The sequence below is a fragment of the Alteromonas sp. ASW11-130 genome (assembly GCF_026183735.1).
GTDB lineage: Bacteria > Pseudomonadota > Gammaproteobacteria > Enterobacterales > Alteromonadaceae > Alteromonas.
Genome location: NZ_JAPFRE010000037.1, coordinates 24,596 through 43,817 on the forward strand (window position 1 = coordinate 24,596; position 19,222 = coordinate 43,817).

The 19,222-nt window shown below is 41.9% G+C and carries 12 protein-coding genes and 1 pseudogene; 10 read left to right on the forward strand and 3 right to left on the reverse strand.

The genetic code is table 11. The annotated features are described in order from the left end of the window. The first annotated feature begins 54 nt into the window (after positions 1-54). Positions 55-2,295 (forward strand): dehydrogenase E1 component subunit alpha/beta, encoded by a 2,241-nt coding sequence (locus OPS28_RS13285; protein WP_265609954.1) that lies wholly within the window; start codon positions 55-57, stop codon positions 2,293-2,295. Between the two features lie 12 nt (positions 2,296-2,307). Further along, complete coding sequence (locus tag OPS28_RS13290) at positions 2,308-3,354, forward strand: ACP S-malonyltransferase (RefSeq protein ID WP_265609955.1); 1,047 nt, start codon at positions 2,308-2,310, stop codon at positions 3,352-3,354. Between the two features lie 324 nt (positions 3,355-3,678). Here the strand turns inward: OPS28_RS13290 and OPS28_RS17190 are convergent. Continuing rightward, positions 3,679-4,008 (reverse strand): annotated as a pseudogene (locus tag OPS28_RS17190) (methyl-accepting chemotaxis protein); the annotation flags it as partial. Then, on the reverse strand, positions 4,002-4,262 hold the full coding sequence (locus OPS28_RS13300; protein WP_265609956.1) for a hypothetical protein: 261 nt from the start codon (positions 4,260-4,262) through the stop codon (positions 4,002-4,004). The gene OPS28_RS13300 and the pseudogene OPS28_RS17190, both read right to left, overlap by 7 nt. Positions 4,263-5,472: 1,210 nt before the next feature. On the opposite strand from OPS28_RS13300, the gene tssA reads away from it, so the two are divergent. The 8 genes from tssA to OPS28_RS13340 are packed head-to-tail and all read left to right on the forward strand — an operon-like array spanning position 5,473 to position 16,869. Then, positions 5,473-7,083: a type VI secretion system protein TssA gene (gene tssA, locus OPS28_RS13305; protein ID WP_265609957.1), complete on the forward strand. Its 1,611-nt coding sequence runs from the start codon at positions 5,473-5,475 to the stop codon at positions 7,081-7,083. A 15-nt stretch (positions 7,084-7,098) separates the two neighbouring features. Further along, positions 7,099-7,584: a type VI secretion system contractile sheath small subunit gene (gene tssB, locus OPS28_RS13310; RefSeq protein ID WP_265609958.1), complete on the forward strand. Its 486-nt coding sequence runs from the start codon at positions 7,099-7,101 to the stop codon at positions 7,582-7,584. A gap of 9 nt (positions 7,585-7,593) precedes the next feature. Then, the gene (tssC, locus tag OPS28_RS13315) at positions 7,594-9,075 is read left to right on the forward strand and encodes a type VI secretion system contractile sheath large subunit (protein WP_265609959.1); all 1,482 of its coding nucleotides are present in this window, start codon (positions 7,594-7,596) and stop codon (positions 9,073-9,075) included. Positions 9,076-9,083: 8 nt separating this feature from the next. Continuing rightward, the gene (gene tssE, locus OPS28_RS13320) at positions 9,084-9,512 is read left to right on the forward strand and encodes a type VI secretion system baseplate subunit TssE (protein ID WP_265609960.1); all 429 of its coding nucleotides are present in this window, start codon (positions 9,084-9,086) and stop codon (positions 9,510-9,512) included. Between the two features lie 2 nt (positions 9,513-9,514). Beyond that, entirely contained in the window at positions 9,515-11,302 is a 1,788-nt protein-coding gene (gene tssF / locus OPS28_RS13325; RefSeq protein WP_265609961.1) for a type VI secretion system baseplate subunit TssF, read from the forward strand. Further along, positions 11,302-12,543: a type VI secretion system baseplate subunit TssG gene (locus OPS28_RS13330; protein WP_265609962.1), complete on the forward strand. Its 1,242-nt coding sequence runs from the start codon at positions 11,302-11,304 to the stop codon at positions 12,541-12,543. The genes tssF and OPS28_RS13330 overlap by 1 nt, the downstream gene beginning before the upstream one ends. Positions 12,544-12,569: 26 nt before the next feature. Continuing rightward, on the forward strand, positions 12,570-15,200 hold the full coding sequence (gene tssH, locus OPS28_RS13335; protein ID WP_265609963.1) for a type VI secretion system ATPase TssH: 2,631 nt from the start codon (positions 12,570-12,572) through the stop codon (positions 15,198-15,200). A 43-nt stretch (positions 15,201-15,243) separates the two neighbouring features. Next, on the forward strand, positions 15,244-16,869 hold the full coding sequence (locus OPS28_RS13340; protein WP_265609964.1) for a sigma-54-dependent Fis family transcriptional regulator: 1,626 nt from the start codon (positions 15,244-15,246) through the stop codon (positions 16,867-16,869). A gap of 237 nt (positions 16,870-17,106) precedes the next feature. Here OPS28_RS13340 and OPS28_RS13345 read toward each other — a convergent pair whose 3' ends face one another. After that, entirely contained in the window at positions 17,107-18,828 is a 1,722-nt protein-coding gene (locus tag OPS28_RS13345; protein ID WP_265609965.1) for an alpha/beta hydrolase family protein, read from the reverse strand. Between the last annotated feature and the right edge of the window lie 394 nt (positions 18,829-19,222).

Genomic DNA, 19,222 nt, shown 5'->3' on the forward strand with positions numbered 1-19,222 from the left:
TTCCCCTCGGGCGTAAGCTGCCTGCATATTTTTCACTGTTGTAAGGATATAGCTATGCAAGATCGCAATGCTCGGCTTGATCAACAATTCATTGAAGCTGTTACCAAGGAAACATTTCCACCCTCAAATATTCAGTTAACCTCCCAAGGGGTTGGTTTATCCAAAGAAAGGTTGATAGATTTGTTTGAAACACAGGCTATGAGCCGTCATCTGGACTTACGCTCCAGGCTGATGCAAAAAGAAGGGAACAGTTTCTATACCATCGGCAGTGCCGGGCATGAAGGAAATGCCGCAGTAGCATTGGCGGCTAGACCAAGCGACATGGCGTTTTTGCACTACAGAAGTGGCGCATTTGTTATTCAGCGAAGTAAGCAAAAGTCTGGGCAGACGCCTTTATACGATATGCTACTTAGTTTTAGTGCTTCCGCAGAAGATCCGGTCTCGGGGGGACGGCATAAGGTGCTGGGTAGTAAAGACTTATTTATTCCGCCTCAAACAAGTACCATCGCTTCTCATCTGCCAAAGGCTGTGGGTGCAGCATTCTCTGTAACGCTATCGCGCAAGGTTCCCGCTCTCTATACTATTCCCCAAGACGGTGTAGTGATATGTAATTTCGGCGACGCTTCTGCTAATCACTCTACCGCTCAGGGCGCATTTAATGCAGCAAGTTGGGCGGCGTTTCAGTCTGTACCGTTGCCCATTGTTTTTCTATGTGAAGACAATGGCATCGGAATTTCAACGGCTACACCAAAAGGTTGGATACAAGCTAATTTTGAAGGTCGTCCTGGCCTGGAATACATTCAATGTGACGGTTTGAACGTACTGGATACCTATCAAAAAGCAGCTAGGGCGATGCATATTGCCCGTAAACACCATAAACCCGTATTTTTACATATGCGAACCGTCAGATTGTTAGGTCATGCAGGCTCAGACGCCGAATTCGTTTATCGTAGTGAAGAACGCATTAGTGAAATTGAAGCCCAGGACCCGTTGTTACACACTGCACGTCTGCTAAGAGAAGCCGAAGCCCTCACTTCTGAAGAGATCGTTTCGTTGTATAAAGATATAGCAAAACGAATAGAACGGGTAAGTAATGACGCAGCAAAAAGACCTCGTCTTTCTAATGCGGCGAAGGTTAAACATAGCATCATTCCGCACGAAAAGTTACCAAGCTCAGCAATCCAAGTGAAGGATGCGCAACGTAAAGGGTTGTTTTCCCATGACAAGCATAACCTGTTAAAAAAACAACATATGGCCAAATTGTTGAACTGGGCCCTGTTGGACATTATGGCCAGCTATGAAAATACGGTTTTATTTGGGGAAGATGTTGCTCGAAAAGGGGGGGTATACAATGTCACCACTAAGCTATTAGATAAGTTTGGGCCTAGAAGAGTCATTGATACCTTATTAGACGAGCAATCCATATTGGGAATGGCTATTGGTCTAGCCCACAATGGGTTTCTTCCTATTCCGGAAATTCAGTTTCTAGCTTACGTACATAACGCAGAAGACCAGATCCGTGGTGAAGCTGCTACGTTACCGTTCTTTTCAAACGGCCAGTACACCAACCCTATGGTGATACGCATCGCAGGGCTAGCCTATCAAAAAGGGTTTGGCGGACACTTTCATAATGACAACTCGTTTGCTGTATTTAGGGATATTCCCGGCGTGATCTTAGCGTGTCCTTCCAATGGGGCCGATGCGGTAGAAATGATGCGCACAGCGGTTCGGCTTGCGCAGGAACAGCAACGGTTAGTCATTTTCTTAGAACCTATTGCGCTTTATATGAAGAAAGATTTGCATACGGAGGGGGATAATTTATGGTCGTTCGAGTATGTGCCGCCCGCCCAGTCTACCCCTATGGAATTGGGAGAACTTGGCGTGTATGGCCATGGAACGGATCTTTGTATTCTCACTTATGGCAATGGATATTATCTAAGTCGTCAAGCCGAGAAAATTTTGGCTGAAAAGGGCGTGAACATAAAAATTATTGATTTGCGCTGGTTAGCGCCTTTAAACGAAGAAGCGATTCTGAGTGAAATACAAAGCTATAAACATATTTTAATTGTAGACGAGTGTCGTAAAACAGGCTCAATAAGTGAAGCGCTGACCACCCTGATCATTGAGGCACAATCCACAAGTGATACTTTACCCAATATACAACGGATTACCGCAGAAGATTGTTTCATTCCTTTAGGTACTGCTTGTTACGAAGTATTACCGAAGGTAGAACATATCGTCGAGCGTGGATTAGAAATGATAGGGAAAGCGCCAGCGTTGCGTTCGGTAGGATAGGAGTAGTCATCAGTGAATCAAACTAAGCAAACTGCTGTGGTCGTATGCCCAGGGCGTGGTACTTACAATAAGGCGGAACTTGGCTACCTTAAGCGATACCATTCAGATAAAAAGGGAATTATTGATGTTATTGATGGCCAGCGTCGTGAAAAAGGCCAACCGACCATCACGCAGCTAGATAGTATGGATAGGTACAATTTGCAAAAACATACTGCGGGAGAAAATGCCTCGTCTTTGATATACGCGTGTGCAGCCTGTGATTTTGCTGACATCAATCGTGACCAGTACGACATCGTAGCGGTAACAGGCAACTCAATGGGCTGGTATATCGCACTTGCTGTTGCTCAGGCGCTCAAAGCTCCAGACTCCGCAACGTTAATTAATACCATGGGGTCCATGATGAGAAGTGGTCTCATTGGCGGACAGCTAATCTATCCGGTGACTGATGAGAACTGGCAATATGATAGCGAAAAGGCACAGCTGGTTTGCGCACTATTAGAAGAAGCCAGTGCAGAAGGCGGGGAGGGAGCGCTTTATTTGTCCATTGCATTGGGAGGTTATGTGGTATTAGGTGGAAATGAAGAAGGCCTCGCATTAGCCCAAAACCGTCTACCCAGAGTTGATGATACCTACCCAATGAGATTGTATAACCATGCAGCGTTTCATACACCGCTATTGAATGATATTTCTATAAGAGCGAAACAAGCGCTTCCGTCTACTATGTTTGTAAAGCCCTCATTGCCTTTAATCGACGGCGAAGGACGGGTTTGGCAGCCATTTTCCACAGATACGCAGGCACTTTGGGACTACACCCTTGGGACACAAGTGGTAGCCCCTTACGATTTTTCTAAGGCGATTGAAGTGGCAATTAAAGAGTTTGCTCCGGATAAGATAATCGTTACAGGCCCGGGAACTACATTAGGAGGCGCTATTGGCCAGTGCCTGGTTAAGCATAAGTGGCAAGGTATGAACAGCAAAGGAGATTTTATTCAAAGACAGCAGTCTGACCCGTTTCTCCTGGCGATGGGAATGGAAACACAAAGGTCGCTAGCTGTATAAACGATAGCGGATGCGTCAGTCTGGCAAAAAAATCGCCGCATTAGCGGCGGTTTTTGCGAATCAATGTTGACCATTCAATATGTGTTTTTCGTTGCAATTTTCACTCATCCCGTCACCGGATCACAACATGAATTTTTTCCTCCGGCCACCCCTTTATCCACTTTCGAACTGTTTCCATTCCGCTTCATTTCGTCTTCTTGTTGGTTTTCAAAATTTGTTCTGTCAAAAATGACAATGCTCTTGTTAAGCCAGCTTTGACGCTGCGGGATGGTATTAATGACTTCTCGCTTAGACTCGGCCTACGCAAGTCCAACTCAGCAATGTTCAATTTTCTTTAGTTAGTACTTTTTCAATAAGTTGAACAGTGTTATTTGCGCCAGATTTAAGCTCTGAAAAAATTGTACCTCTTCGGCTGATATCTTCGTTCGAGCGTACACTGGACGATTCCACTTCTTTAATTACTTGAGCTATATCACCGGTGATTTTTTGCGTGGTCGAAACGAGAGACTTAATTTCACCGGTTGCCTGGGATGTGCGTTTAGATAAGTCTCTTACTTGTTCGGCTACTACCGCAAGGCCTCTACCATGGACACCAGCACGTGCAGCCTCAGTGGCCGCATTTAACGCAAGAAGGTTCGTTTGGTCGGCTACGCTTTAATGGTGGTGACGATATCGCCAATAACGGTGGACTGTTGGCTAAGTGAAGTGGATAAAGCTTTAACCTCTTCAATCTGTTTCACTGAGTCTTGCGTTGCTTTCATCGTCGTTGCAAGCAACTCTTCACAATACGATATTTTGTGTGATGTGATTTGCGAAGACTGGGCAGCTTTCTTAGAAACCTCACTCACTTTTGACGAATGATCTACTTTGCGCGTGATATCTGTAGTCAGTTTAATTACTTCAATCACTTTTCAAGTATCATCAAAAATAGGGTTATAGGTAGATTCTAAATAGAGGTCTCGGTCATTCTTATCTTTGCGATGAAATTGGTCTGAGGAAAAGTTAGCGTCTGCAAATTGCTTCCAGAACTGAGGGGTATCCTGCTAAAAGCTGTTATAACAGTACATTTTATGATGCCGACCTACAATTTCATTCAAGGAATAATCGACAGTATCTAAAAGTCTTTATTAGCACTAATAATATGCCCGTCGGGTTTAGAACGTATAATTGCTATGCTCCGATCTACAGCATCATATATCGCTTTCGTTTCATCTTTAATGAGGTTTTCAGCGGTTACATCAGAAGCTATTTTACGACTTTTTCAACAATACCTGCACTATCAATAACAGAAAAGTAGGTCGCTTGTAACCAAATGGCTTCGCCATTTCCCTTTATTCGTTCAAATATAACCGACTTAGGTTGCCCACCGAGCCGTAGGAATCACAGGAGTGAGCGCTCTGTTATGTGCACAATAATTAGAAAATTTGGATAAAAATGCGGATCCAGATTGTGCGGCGACCTAATGGAAGAATTAGTCCATTTGGTATTAGGCGTTACTTTAAGTCCAGTTACACACCATAAAAGCCCAGTGGTTTACACTATTAGCACCAGCATGAAAAAAAATAATCTAACAAATTGTTGAAAAAATGAGCATATGTGGTTTATTTAATAATTAACAAACACCAAAACTAACAGAATAATCAGAGCGAAGGTGGAGATTGTGTAAATAGGTAGAATAACTACCGCCGTAACGAGTAATAAGTAATAAGTAATAAGTAATAAGTAATAAGTAATACATTTCACAATCAGAAGCGAAAGCGATTTGGGAGATGCAATAATTATCCTCCTTCTTGGCGGCATAGGGATGTTGCATTGACGTGCTCATTGAAACGAAAAGTAATGGTTTGCCATATTAGACACCTACCTTCCCAATGCACATAAGCTAATAAAGCAGATTAGAGAGGCGTAGTAACAACAAGTGGTAGAACGTGTTTACCCACGGGTAGTTCGCATTTTAGTTCATGTGTCAGACACATGATTACAATACCTACATTGTGAAATTGCGACTACACTTTGTATGTAAATAAAAAGTTAAGATTGAAGCTAATTCGATAAATGCAGTGAGTTTTTTAGCTAATAACTAACGCAGTTAGTGGCAGAGAAAAAAGGAATGTATTTATGGATGCGGCTCTTGATGAACTATTGCGACCAGTGGGAGATGAACCCGCCGGTTGTGATCCTCAATCTATTGAGTCGTATGAGCGTTTAGTAGACGTAATCAATAGTCTGGACGGCCTTAACAAAGTCTCCATAGACTGGCATACGGTCATCGATACGTCTTATGAAATTTTAACAAAGTTTTCAAAAGACCTACGTACTGCAAATTACCTGACGTATGCATGGTTTATAAATCATCAGTTTCAAGGGCTATCTAACGGCTTCAGATTGCTAAATGGATTAGTGACCAGCGACTATTCTGATAACCTCTTCCCAATAAGAAAAAAAAGACAAGAAAAGGCCCGTGCTGCCCCATTTGCCTGGCTTTCAACCAAACTTGATAAACACTTTGCCCTTAAAACCTATGAAGGGCCTAGTGATCTTCTGTACGCTGATGAGGCATTTGAAAACTTTCAGCTTCTTAACCAAAAACTGAATGAGTACTTGGTCCGCGAAACGCCGTTGTCTCCAGAACTTAATGAATCGCTCAAACGCTTTGCCGAAGAAGCCAAAAGAGTAAAAGAAGCACACGCTGAGAAAGAGGCAGCCGCGCAAGCTAAAAAAGACGTACCGTCCCAGGAAATAAATACATCCGAGACTGTTCAGCCAACCGCTACCCATTCTCCCGTAACAGCTACTCATCCGCAGGATATTACGTCTAGTGAAGATGTGACTAAGGTGCTGAATGCGGTATGTAAATCTTTAAACCATGTGGCAGACTTTGTACATCGACAGTCAACTGGCAATGCAGAATTTTACTACTTTAACCGATTAGCTAAATGGATATTGGTGACTGAGTTACCAGAAAAAGGAGTGCTGCCTCAACAACCTAGCCAAGAATCAATATCTAATCTTGATTCGCTTGAACAAAACGCAAATCACTTAGAACTGTTAAATCTTGCCGAGGAATTGTTTCAAAAGGGGGCAATATTTTATCTGGATTTACATCGACAGGTATTTAACGCGTTAAAGGCTACCAATCAAAATGCAGCCGCAGAAGTTGTGCTTTCGACGACCCGAAATTTTGTTTCCCGCTTCCCCAACATTATTCATCTGACATTTTCGAATGATACTCCGTTTGTCGGGCCAAAAACCCTGCTGTGGCTCGAATCCTCCTCCACCAAGGCTGAAGAACAGACTACTAAAGAACGTACTCAAGCTGAAAATAATAAGTGGAAGAATGCCATAGACGAAGCCAACACAATGCTGGTGGAGGGAAAAACCGTCGATGCGATCAAACTTATTGAAGGTCTTTCGGGAGATGCAGAGTGCATGCGTGACCTGGCGTACTGGCGTTTTGAGTTGGCGAAAATCCTGTTTAAAACAGGTTACATCGACATGGCTCTTCTCAATTTAGAAACCCTTAAAAAAGAACTTCAACAGCATAAAGTCGATGTGTGGGAACCCGTTTTTTATAAGGAGGTTTTAAAACTTAATTTAGATGCACATAGCACAATGTCAGCAAAACAAAATTATGACAATGAAATGTTAAACGAAATTAGAGGTTTAAAGCGCGAACTCATCAATATTTCGCCGTCTGATGCGATTCAATATTCTGAGTTTGGCAAATAGAGAAAGGAAAGAAAAATGGCTAGAGAAAGTTCAATCGCTCCGAAAGAACGTGTAAATATCACTTACAAAGCCCATGTTGGCGATGCATCAGTAGACGTCGAATTGCCAAACAAATTGATGGTAGTAGGAGATTTCACTATGCGGGAAGAGGACGAGGATATTCAAGATAGAGATCCTATTGAGGTCAATAAAACAAACTTCAACGAGGTCATGGAAAAGCAAAATTTAAAACTGGATATGGTTGTTGATAATAAACTTGCCGATGACGATTCTGAAATTCCGGTGTCACTTGAATTTAAAAAGCTAAATGACTTTGAGCCAGATAATGTGGCCAAAAATGTACCTGAACTAAATAACCTTCTTGAATTAAGAGAAGCCTTAACGTTTCTAAAAGGACCATTAGGCAATATTCCAGCCTTTAAAAAACAGTTGGAAAGATTACTCGGCGATGATGATGCCAGAGCCAAGCTAATGGCTGAACTGGGTATTGAGAACAAATAGGAAAGTGTCATGACAGAATTAGAAAAGCAAGAAGTTGCCGCACCAGAAGAGGTGGAGGAAAGTGGTTCGTTATTAGACCAGATAATGAATCAAGCAAACATTCCCCGTACAGACGAATCTTACGATGTGGCTGAAAAAGGGGTTCAGGCATTTATCATAGAAATGCTAAAAGGGGAGAACAAAGATGAGCGTGTCAGGAAGTCGATAATTGATGAAATGATAGCTGAAGTTGACAAAAAATTAGGTACCCAGCTTGACGAAATCTTACATAATGAGTCGTTTCAGAAAATGGAATCAGCCTGGAGGAGCTTGGACTTTTTATGTAAACGAACGAATTTCAGAGAAAACAATAAAATCCATATTCTCAACGCGTCAAAAGAAGATTTAGCTTTAGATTTTGATGATGCAGCTGAAATTTCAGAGTCCGGGTTTTATAAAAATGTCTACACCAAAGAATATGGAACGTTTGGTGGTGAACCCTATAGTAGCATTATTGCTAACTATGAATTTGATCATTCATCCCCCGATGTCAAATTGCTGCAATCACTTGCCAGCGTTGGCGCAATGGCCCATGCACCAGTTCTAGCGGCTGCGAGCCCTAAAATGTTTGGTTGTAACGATATTCAGGATTTGCCAAAGTTAAATGATATTGCATCGATATTTGAAGGACCGCAATATGCTAAATGGCGTTCACTGCGTGAGTCTGAAGATGCTCGTTATATTGGGCTTACGCTACCGCGGTTTTTGTTGCGCTTGCCTTACGACAGCAAAGAAAATCCCGTAAAATCATTCAATTACGATGAATCCATCGACGAAGATCATAATAAATATTGCTGGGGGAATACCGCTTTTGCGTTAGCTACACGGCTTAACGATAGTTTCGAAAAATATCGTTGGTGCCCGAATATCATAGGACCGCAAAGCGGCGGCGCAATGGAAGACTTACCCTTACACCAATATGAAACGATGGGGCAAATCGAAACTAAAATTCCCACTGAAGTTCTCGTTTCTGACCGCCGTGAGTTTGAACTAGCTGAGGCAGGCTTTATTCCACTTACCTATCGGCGAGGTAGTGATAACGCGTCTTTCTTCTCTGCAAACTCAATTCAAAAGCCAAAGTACTTTGGTATTAGCAAAGAAGGTAAAGAAGCCGAAACAAATTACAAGTTAGGAACGCAATTGCCCTACATGTATGTAGTCAATCGCCTCGCTCACTATATTAAAGTTTTGCAGCGCGAAAACGTAGGAACAACAATGGAACGGCTAGACATTCAGAATCAGCTAAACACTTGGATCAAGCAGTATGTAGCAGATCAGGATGGTGCGAGCGCTGATGTAAGAGCGAGAAGACCATTGCGACACGCAGCTATAACAGTGGATGATGTTGAAGGTGAACCTGGGTTTTATAGAGTAGGTATGCAAGTGCGACCGCATTTCAAATACATGGGGGCCGATTTCACGCTTTCATTAGTGGGTAAGCTCGATAAATAGAGCTCGCCATGAAACATACAATTAATGAAAACTACCTTATGGAAAGAGTAAGGTTAGGTGCTGAAGGTCGAACGGTAAGTAACGTGTTTGACCGCCATGCCTATCGGCAAACATTACTTCAGCACCTTCAAATTATTTTCAATACGCGTCAGGGAAATGCAGCATCAAATCCTGATTTTGGCTTACCCGACTTTAACGACCTCGATATGAAGTACGGTTTTACCACGGCGGTAAGAGAAATTATAAGATCCATAAAATTAAATATAGAGCACTTCCAACCTGGCTTAAAGCGGGTGAGGGTGAATTATATTGAGGATGAACGTAATCCACTGGAGTTGAAATTTGAAATTGTGGGTCAGGTTTATTTAAACGGTAGAAATGAACGAATTAAATTCCAGACGAAGAAATCAAGTCTTGGGATAGTTGAGGTGATGTAGGTATGGCAAGCAACAGGTATTTTGAGGACGAACTTAACTACCTGCGGGAGCTAGGGGCTGAGTTTGCCAACCGTAATCCAAATTTGGCGAAGTTTTTGGGTGAAGAGGGCGATGATCCTGACGTCGAACGACTGTTAGAAGGCGTAGCATTCTTAACCGGTCGAATTCGAGAAAAATTAGACCATGAAAGTCCAGAACTCACGCATTCCTTATTGGATATGGTGTGGCCTAATTATTTAAGACCCGTACCCGCAATGACTATTTTACAGTTTACCCCGCGATTACACGTTCTTACTGAAGAACAGCGGATTGAAAGAGGCACCGAAGTACAATCGGTTGATGTAGACGGCACACCTTGTCGTTTTAGAACCTGCTATAACGTAGACGTCGCCCCGTTATCGGTAGAATCGGTAGACATATTTAACAAAGCAAAACGTACCCATCTGGCGATTAGTTTAAAGCTCGATGCGGGGATCGCCAGCGAAAACATATCACTTGGTGCTTTGCGCTTCTACTTGCATGACGAACAAAAAATAGAAGTTTCGAACACCTTGTATCTCTGTTTTTTCCGTTATTTAGATTGCTTTGATGTCAATCTCACTATGCAAGATGGTCAAACGATTGTGTTAAACGATCGGCCATCCGACTTAGTCAGACGAGCAGGCTTTGGCGACGAGGAGAGCTTGCTGCCTGAAGCGAATTATGAATATTCGGGTAATCGATTGTTACAAGAATATTTTCAATTTCAGCAAAAGTTTCGCTTTATTGAAATTGGCGGATTCGAACAAGTCTTTGCCCACACGGAAATTAGCGACATTACGCTTATTTTTAAATTTTCCAAACTACTGGTAGATTCTGTAAATAAGGACAATTTTAAATTGTATTGCACACCTATCGTTAACTTATTTGAAAATGAAGGTAAGCCGATACGTATTGATAATAAAAAGATTGAATACCTACTGCGACCTGAAGCTGCCAATGTAGGGCATTATGATATATTCTCAATTAACCATGTCCAGGGTCGGGTTAAAAGCAAACGCCAACACAAAATTTACTATCCGTACGAAACATTCCAGCATTATGATGAAATGCTTGAACATGACACTACCAGCTTCTATAAACATAGACGAGGTTCATCGGTAATTTATGATGGATACGACCATTTTCTTTATTTCGATAGCCAGGTCGAGGGTTATGATAATGGACTTGAAAATGAAGTAGTAACCACCCAGCTTACCTGCACTAACGGGTCCCTTCCAAATAAGTTGCGATCAGGACAAATCGCTTTTGACTCGGGAAACTCTCCTGATTTCGTCACATTTTCAAATATTGAAAGCGCCACCTATAGCTTAGCGCCACCTTCCAATGATTTTCAGGGGTGGGCGATGCTTTCAAGATTGTCGGCAAACTATAATCCGCTCAGTTCGCTTCACGCTATTCGAAATTTAATTAAGGTATTTGACCTTCCAGCTAAGAGCGATAGAAGAAAAGAAAGACTCAATTTGCTTATAAGGGAGGGGATCGAACGGCTGGAGACCCGCCACTCAACCCGGTTAGTTAAAGGGATGCCTATAGCTGGCCTTATCACCACTATTAATGTGCGCGAGAGTAAATTTGGCGCCAAAGGTGTCAGTGGAGAAGCAAATATGTATTTATTCGCCAGCGTTCTTTATCAATACCTTTCACGGCAGGCCAGTATCAACAGTTTTCACAATTTAGAAGTACTCGCAATAGAGTCCGGAGAAAAATATCGATGGGGAGATAAGTTCTTTACGGAGGACTACGAGTAATGGAGAAATTACCGGGAAGACCATCCTCATATTCATTTTTGAAAATGGTAGAGTTACTTAATCGAAGCACAGAGCACTGTCTTTCAGTGCTTGCTAATCCACGTGACGAGTCTATTTTATTCAGAGCGAACCCGTCGTTCGGATTTCCCGCAGCTGATATTCACAAACTGGAATACACTGAATCCGAACAAAGTGAGCTTACCGTAAATTTTTTAGGTTTATATGGTCCGAGTTCACCTCTGCCTGACTATTTTACACAGGCGATAATAGATGAAGCGATAAGGGTGGAGGCAGAAGACCATCACTTAGTTCGCTTACATTCAGAATCTGAGTTACGCAGGCTGATTGAAGGAAGAACAGATTTAGCAGCGTTAAGAAAGCTACCTGAATACAGACACAGTGAGCCAAATAACAATGAATCCACCAAGCTTACTATTACCTCTAGTCAATATGCTCAGTTGAAAGCAGGTCAGAGTTATGAGGAAGTCTTGGACGCGGAACAACTTAAAAAATTACATGATAAGAACGTTGTTATTTTCCTGCTCCAAAAGCCTTCAACCAACCAACGTGATTTTTTAGATGTGTTTAATCACAGGTTAATCAGTCTCTATCTAGGCGTTTCATGTAAGTATCATGCTTATCGAAAACAGCTGGTTAAACACGACTATTTCATAGAACATTTATTCAGTCTTATTGGTGCCCCTAGTAAATCGCTAAGAAATAGATCGGCGGTAAACTGGGTGAAAATGCTCCAATTCTGTGGCCTGATTACTGCTAATAGAGGCAACGCAGAAATTTTATGCAAAGTGGTATCAGGATACTTTTGCTTTAAATTAAGCGACGTCACACTTGAGCATCATGTGCACCGACAAAGTAAAATAGAAATCACGCAGCAAAATCGATTAGGAAACAAAAATGCTCGTTTAGCATACGACTTTTCAATAGGGGCCCATATTTCTGACACGACTGGAAAATTTCGCCTTAACCTATTTAATCTCAACGAGAAGGCATTTAAATCTTTACTTCCTAATAATCCATTCGAATCCAAGCCTTACCTTTTGAAACCATTGCGAGAAATTATTGAGTTTCTCAAACCCGATAATCTAACCGTAGAAATAGCACTACACCTCAGGCTGCCAAGTCAGCTAGGTTTTACTCTTCAACAAAAAAGCCCGTGTCTTTTAGGGTATTCGAGCTGGCTAAACCCATCTTCAACTCAATCGCGTCATGTCGTTATTTGACCTATTAATAAGACGAGAGAACTATTATGGACAAAATAAAACTCAAATCCTTTGTGGACAGGTTGAACACGTTCTGCACGCAAGCTTTGGAAGGAGCCGCAGGGTTCGCTGTTAATAATGCTAATTATGAAATAGGTGTAGAACATTTCTTGCTAAAGTTACTCGAGCAAGCCGGCGATGTGGCCCAGATACTCGCCCACTACGATGTCAACATTCTAAAGTTTATTAAGTTATTACAATCCGCTGTAGAAAATGAAAAGCGGGGGAATAAACAAAAACCGGTTTTTTCAAAAACGTTAATTGGCCTGCTTGAAGATGCGTGGTTAATAGCCTCACTCGAACAAAAAGTAGATAACGTGCGGTCAGGTACTATCTTATTAGCGATACTTGCCAATCCTCGCAGACATGGGCTTTCTCCATATATAGATGAGTTAGGTGAGATCTCCTATGACGAACTTAAACGTAAATTTGAAGAGATAGTATCTGATTCAACTGAAACGCAAACCGCGTCGGATACATCTGATAACCTTTCCAAAGGTACAGTTACGCAAAGTAGCGAAGCTAGCGCAGCACTTGAGCAATTCTGTAACAACTTTACACAGCAAGCAAGGGACGGAAAAATAGATCCAGTATTTTGTCGTGACAGCGAAATTCGCCAGATGATCGATATTTTAGCGCGCAGGAGAAAAAACAACCCCATTTGTGTGGGTGAAGCGGGTGTAGGCAAAACCTCTGTGGTAGAGGGGCTTGCATTGAGGGTAGTGGAAGACGATGTGCCTTCAGTACTCAAAGGAGTGGAAATCTTAGGCCTGGATTTGAACCTGTTGCAAGCTGGCGCCTCGGTAAAAGGCGAGTTTGAGAAAAGACTTAAGAATGTGATAGATGGGGTGAAGCAGTCGGCTAAACCTATTATTCTATTCATTGATGAGGCCCATACGTTAATTGGCGCGGGTGGCGCCGCTGGGAGTGGGGACGCAGCTAATTTATTAAAACCTGCTTTGGCAAGAGGTGAATTACGCACCATCGCGGCAACAACCTGGACTGAATATAAAAAGTATTTTGAGAAAGATCCTGCTTTGGCCCGCCGCTTCCAGTTAGTAAAACTTGATGAACCGACCCCCGAACAAGCAGTAACCATTATTCGTGGCCTAAGCGAAATTTATGAAAAGACACACGGCGTTTACATTCGGGACGATGCCGTCCAAGCCGCTGCAATGATGTCAGCTCGTTACATCAATGGTAGACAGTTACCGGATAAAGCTGTGGATGTGTTAGACACCGCTGCGGCAAGAGTAAAAATTAGCATTAGCTCTAAACCAGACAGCATTGACGATGTAGAAAGAGAGCTATCTACCATTGCACGCGCACTTAATTCGATCAATCGCGATATCTCGGCGGATATCAAAACCGATGATAATCAAGTTCAAGAGCTTGAAGGTAAACAGGAAGAATTGAAAGAACAGCAGACACAGCTAACCGATAGATGGCAAAAGGAAAAGGCGGTTGTTGAAAGATTGATTGCGTTAAAACAATCTTCGTCTGATACCACTGAAGAAGCGGATGATGTTTCCTCACGAAAATCCCAAATTAGCGAATTAAAAGCGGAGTTAGCGCAACTGCAAGGGGATGACCCTCTAGTACATTACGAAGTAACCCCTCAAGTAATTGGCGAAGTTATTTCGAATTGGACAGGGATCCCAGTGGGCAAAATGGTCAAAAATCAGGCTTCTGCGATTTTACATTTCAGTTCTGAGCTTAAGCAGCGCATCAAAGGTCAAGATCACGCGATCGAAGCCATTGATCGCGGTTTACGCACGGCGAAAGCAGGTATCAACAACCCTGATTCTCCCATGGGGGTATTTCTTCTTGTGGGACCAAGTGGAGTGGGAAAAACGGAAACATGTATAGGTGTCGCAGATTTGTTGTTTGGCGGAGAGCGGTATCTCACTTCTGTGAATATGTCGGAGTTTCAAGAAAAGCACTCAGTGTCTCGCTTGATCGGTTCGCCTCCTGGTTATGTTGGTTATGGTGAAGGAGGTTTGTTAACCGAAGCTATTCGCCAGAAACCTTATTCTGTGGTGTTACTGGATGAAGTGGAAAAGGCAGACCTGGAAGTGTTAAATCTCTTCTACCAAGTGTTCGATAAAGGCGTGTTATCCGATGGGGAAGGTCAGCTGGTTGATTTTAAGAACACAGTCATGTTTTTAACTAGCAATTTAGCTACCGATATAATTACAGACATGTACAGCAATAGTGAAAATCCGCCCACTATCGAAGACGTAACCGAAGCTATAAGGCCTACATTAAGCGCACACTTTAAACCCGCCTTATTGGCGCGGATGCAAATAATCCCATTCATCACACTTTCACCGGATGTCATAGCCAATATTGTTCGTTTAAAACTCGATAAAGTAAAAAGTAGGCTGCGTGATAATCAAAAGCTGGATATGCATTACTCAGAAGATGTAGTGAAAACCATTACTGCAAGATGCACAGATGTAGATTCTGGAGCACGTAATGTCGATCACATCATCAACGGTTCCATGTTACCGAAAATAGCCACTGAAATATTAGAAAAGCTTAGTGAAGAAAACGAGATATCAAGGCTGGATTTGAAGATTGATGAACAAGGTAACTTTGAAACACAGTTTTCCTGATGAATTGTAGCGGCAAAATGCGTTGCCTTTCAGGGAGAAATTTATGACTGAATTAGATAACCCGCTCGTTGCCTTAAATGACGTATTAGATGTCACGCAAGCTATTGCGCGTGAGCGAGAGCTGACAAAACAGCTTAGTATCATTGCTCAGGCTGCACGTAAAATGGCTTCGGCGGAGGCATGCTGTGTTTATTTGCTCGATAAAACGCACCGGTTCCTTGTGCCTGCCACCCGAATAGGTGAACTCATTGATCATTCTAAAATAAACTTAGCCAATATTTCTGTCACGAATATAAAAGCCACTGATTTAGTCGAAATAGTGGTGTATTGTGCCATTACTGGACAACTGGTAAACGTGGAAAACATTTACAAATACACCGGTTTTAATTTTCAGGAGTTTTATCTAAATGATCAGATCACTGGTTTACGCACCCAATCTTTACTTGCACTACCGTTAGCAGATAGAGAAGGCGGATGTGCGGGGGTCCTTACCTTATTCAACCATAAGTTGCACGAAAAAGATGGCATAAAAGGTTTTCCACTTGATTTGGAAAATTTGATGCGTGGCGTCGCCGCTATTGCTGCTATTTCTATTTCTAACTCGCTTTTATTTAACGAAAAACAACTGCTGCTTAAACAGCAGGAAGAGCTAAATGCCTCTCTTATTGTGGAGAACCAGCAGCTTAAGGGAAGAATTTACAAAACCCTACAGTTAGACAAAATCATAGGTAGGGGCCCGGCAATGGAAAAAGTTTTTGGTCTAATTGATAAAGTTGCATCATCAACAGCCACCATTTTTTTAACCGGTGAAACAGGCACCGGAAAAGAGTTATTTGCAGCAACCATCCATGAAAATAGCCCTGTCCGTGAAGGTAAGTTCGTGGCACAAAATTGTGCCGCGTTCCCACCAGACCTGCTCGAAAGCGAGATGTTTGGCTATAAAAAAGGTGCGTTTAGCGGTGCCAATACTGATAAGAAAGGGCTGGTGGAAGAAGCACACCTAGGCACCTTGTTCCTTGACGAAATTGGCGAAATGCCTTTGCCATTACAATCGAAAGTCCTTCGCGTGTTACAGGAAGGAGAAGTGCGGCCCTTGGGCAGCAACCAGACCATAAAAGTACAGGTGAGGATAATCGCCGCTACCAATCGTTCTCTTGTTGATATGGTGAAAGAAGGCACCTTCAGAGAAGACTTATATTATAGGTTAAATGTGTTTCCTATTGCGTTACCCAGTTTACGAGAAAGAAAACATGACATACCTGCATTAACGCATTATTTTATTGATAAATATGCTAAGCAGTATGGAAAAAAAATTAAACAGCTAGAGCCAAAGGTTCTCGATACATTTCAAACTTATTCCTTTCCCGGCAATGTCAGAGAATTACAAAATATTGTAGAACGGGCGGTTATTTTGATGGGTGAGGGCAATGTTTTTTCCTACGATATTTTGCCTCAGGAACTAAAAGAAAAAGTCGAACCTGGGGGGGAGGGGGATGCCATCACAATGAATAGTTCTTCTTTAAAAGACATGGTGGGTCACTATGAAGCAACGGTGATCAAATCTAAGCTGAAAGAGAATCATGGGAACCAAAGTTTCACCGCCAGACAGTTAGGCGTTTCCCGTAGAGCGTTAGTGGACAAAATAAGTCGGTATAATTTGCGTGGGTGATGGTCAGAACGAGTACAACTAAACTAACTTTCGCGTGGACAAGGTTCTCATAAATCGTATGCCTCGTTCTAAATTGCGTTAATACTTTTGAACGGAGGTTTCGATTTATATCGACAGGCAGCGGTCATTAGTCTAGCCAGAATTGGACAACAGCTTTCTGTGTGAAGCGAACATTGCCGCTGACTTGTTTTTGCCCCTTTGCAAGTCAGAAAGACATGTTTTAAGCGCGTACCAACTTTAACGAATAATTCCAATGTCATCCAAAATGACTGACATATCATGGCTAGGAATGAATGTTATCCTGAGGACCAAACTATCTTCTTGTTTAATTTCAGTTAAAAATTCAATTGGAAAAACAACTGTTTGCAACGTTGGTTCCGTAGGTGCAAATTTTACCTCTCCATTTTCTAACTCTGAGTAGTCAGATGTAAGTAACGGAGGAATACTGCCTTTAGATTTCACCGTTTTATTAATCACCACGCCACGCTTATCAAGAATTTCTATTTTGATGTCAGAGGCTAAGTTATATGGTCTGCACGCTTCATGCTCTTCAGAAGTCAATATCGCGATAGAGAAAGTTAGATGTTGTGTATCGTAAGATAGAACATCGATTGTCGGTAACTCGAGTTGTAGAGTCGTTCCAACTTTTTCCTCGAGTTTCAGTTTTAGTACATTATTTGGTATATCCACCCCGCCTCTTAACCGTTCCTTTTCAATTGAAAATGGAACTAGGTTTTCTTGGCTGGCAACCCAAACTTGAAAGTTTTGGTTTTCTGGTTTTAAACTTTCAAAGTTTTCAATAGACCTAAATTCTGAAGTACTGAACCGAGATACATAGATATCTTCGGGGAGACCAAACTCTGTACCTAAAGGATTTCTTAATATATCTCGATATTCTATCTTTCCGGACAAGGTTAACTCAATAAAAGCTGACACAAATACTTTGGTCAGGTGCTCTTGCTGTTTAGCCGTTAAGAGCTTTTTATAAAACCTTTTGCTGCCTCCCCAATGAATAGCATCAGACATGTCTTGATTGAAATTTATGTGATTCGCTTTATATACATAAATTAAATGATTTACGTAATTTTTGCCGTCGTCATATTCAACTCTCTGCCACTGTTGGCTCCCAAGGAATTGGTAAACGTCGGCGTCATGCCCACCCTGCAATACAAGATAATTAGTGTTTTTTAGGGTGTTTTTACCATATGAGTGTTGATATTGTCCGTCCATAGGCGCTAACGCCACTACCGATTTAATTCCAAATCCAAACTCTGTGGATTTGTCACTGTTTGGTAAAGTTTTCCAACTGTTGAATGTCGAAGCTAAGGCGACGGCTTCTCCGCCTCTAGACATGCCTATTAGTGCAACGTTTTCTAAATCCAGCTTGTTATAAAAAGTATGATCCTGTTGGTTATTCCACGAGCTAAGTAGCTTTAGGTGTTCTAATAGAATCCAACCACGAGCACCATTCTCTCCCCACAAGCCATTTAGATAAGTCTGATCTACTTGAACAACGACAAAGCCACGGCTGGAAAACATCTCTCCTAAATAATCAAAACCCGGAGCTGAGTTACCATGAACTATGAGAATGACGGGCTTCTTTTCTGAAGTTTGTGGCAGCCAAACTTTAGCTTCCAGAGGTAAATTTTCGCTATCAAATCTATGGTATGCATCATATTTGTAGTCTTGGCTTTTTGAATAGGCGGTAAGAAAGTCAGGTAGCGTGACGTTACGAGATACTAGATCTGGTTTATTGATAGAAAATAAATATGGTTTTTCTCCATAAGTAATCACATCGTATTTATATTTACCTATTTCTGCTGGATTTGAGAGGCCACTTGTTTGTGATACAGGAGAGATGTATCTATCAGAAACACACTGTAAAGTATCGGATGCGGAGATTGAATACGAAAAAGCTAGCGTGATGCTGGTAATTAATCGTAAAAGCAAATGCTTCACCGTATTTTCCTTAATATTTTAATTTCTTATTAACTAGGTACTCGTTGATAATACGTTTTATGTGGACTTGGACGCAACAAAACCTAAAAAGGTTTAAATCCTTAGAAAGTTTTAGAAGTAACCTATAAAAACAATTGTTTATCTGAAACGAGCTAGCGCTCTCTAGCTCATATATGCTCAATAATGAGTTATCACCGATCTCCGCTATCGCCCAAATGAAACCTCGAAAGGATGTGGGTCCACAGTACGAAAAACGCACACAACTGACCTGTGACCGGTATTGATTGGCTCCTGTAGACAAGGAGCGGTCGTAACAAGTGCATCTACGCAGAGTCGTCATCGTGACGGAGGTCACGACCTCCTTAACTGTTATCGTAAGTTCTAAAAGAGAATT

Coding starts and splice junctions, on each gene's coding strand:
- tssB (WP_265609958.1), top strand. CDS start 7,099: ATGGCTAGAGAAAGTTCAATCGCTCCGAAAGAACGTGTAAATATCACT.
- OPS28_RS13330 (WP_265609962.1), top strand. CDS start 11,302: ATGGAGAAATTACCGGGAAGACCATCCTCATATTCATTTTTGAAAATG.
- tssH (WP_265609963.1), top strand. CDS start 12,570: ATGGACAAAATAAAACTCAAATCCTTTGTGGACAGGTTGAACACGTTC.
- OPS28_RS13285 (WP_265609954.1), top strand. CDS start 55: ATGCAAGATCGCAATGCTCGGCTTGATCAACAATTCATTGAAGCTGTT.
- tssC (WP_265609959.1), top strand. CDS start 7,594: ATGACAGAATTAGAAAAGCAAGAAGTTGCCGCACCAGAAGAGGTGGAG.
- OPS28_RS13340 (WP_265609964.1), top strand. CDS start 15,244: ATGACTGAATTAGATAACCCGCTCGTTGCCTTAAATGACGTATTAGAT.
- tssA (WP_265609957.1), top strand. CDS start 5,473: ATGGATGCGGCTCTTGATGAACTATTGCGACCAGTGGGAGATGAACCC.
- tssF (WP_265609961.1), top strand. CDS start 9,515: ATGGCAAGCAACAGGTATTTTGAGGACGAACTTAACTACCTGCGGGAG.
- tssE (WP_265609960.1), top strand. CDS start 9,084: ATGAAACATACAATTAATGAAAACTACCTTATGGAAAGAGTAAGGTTA.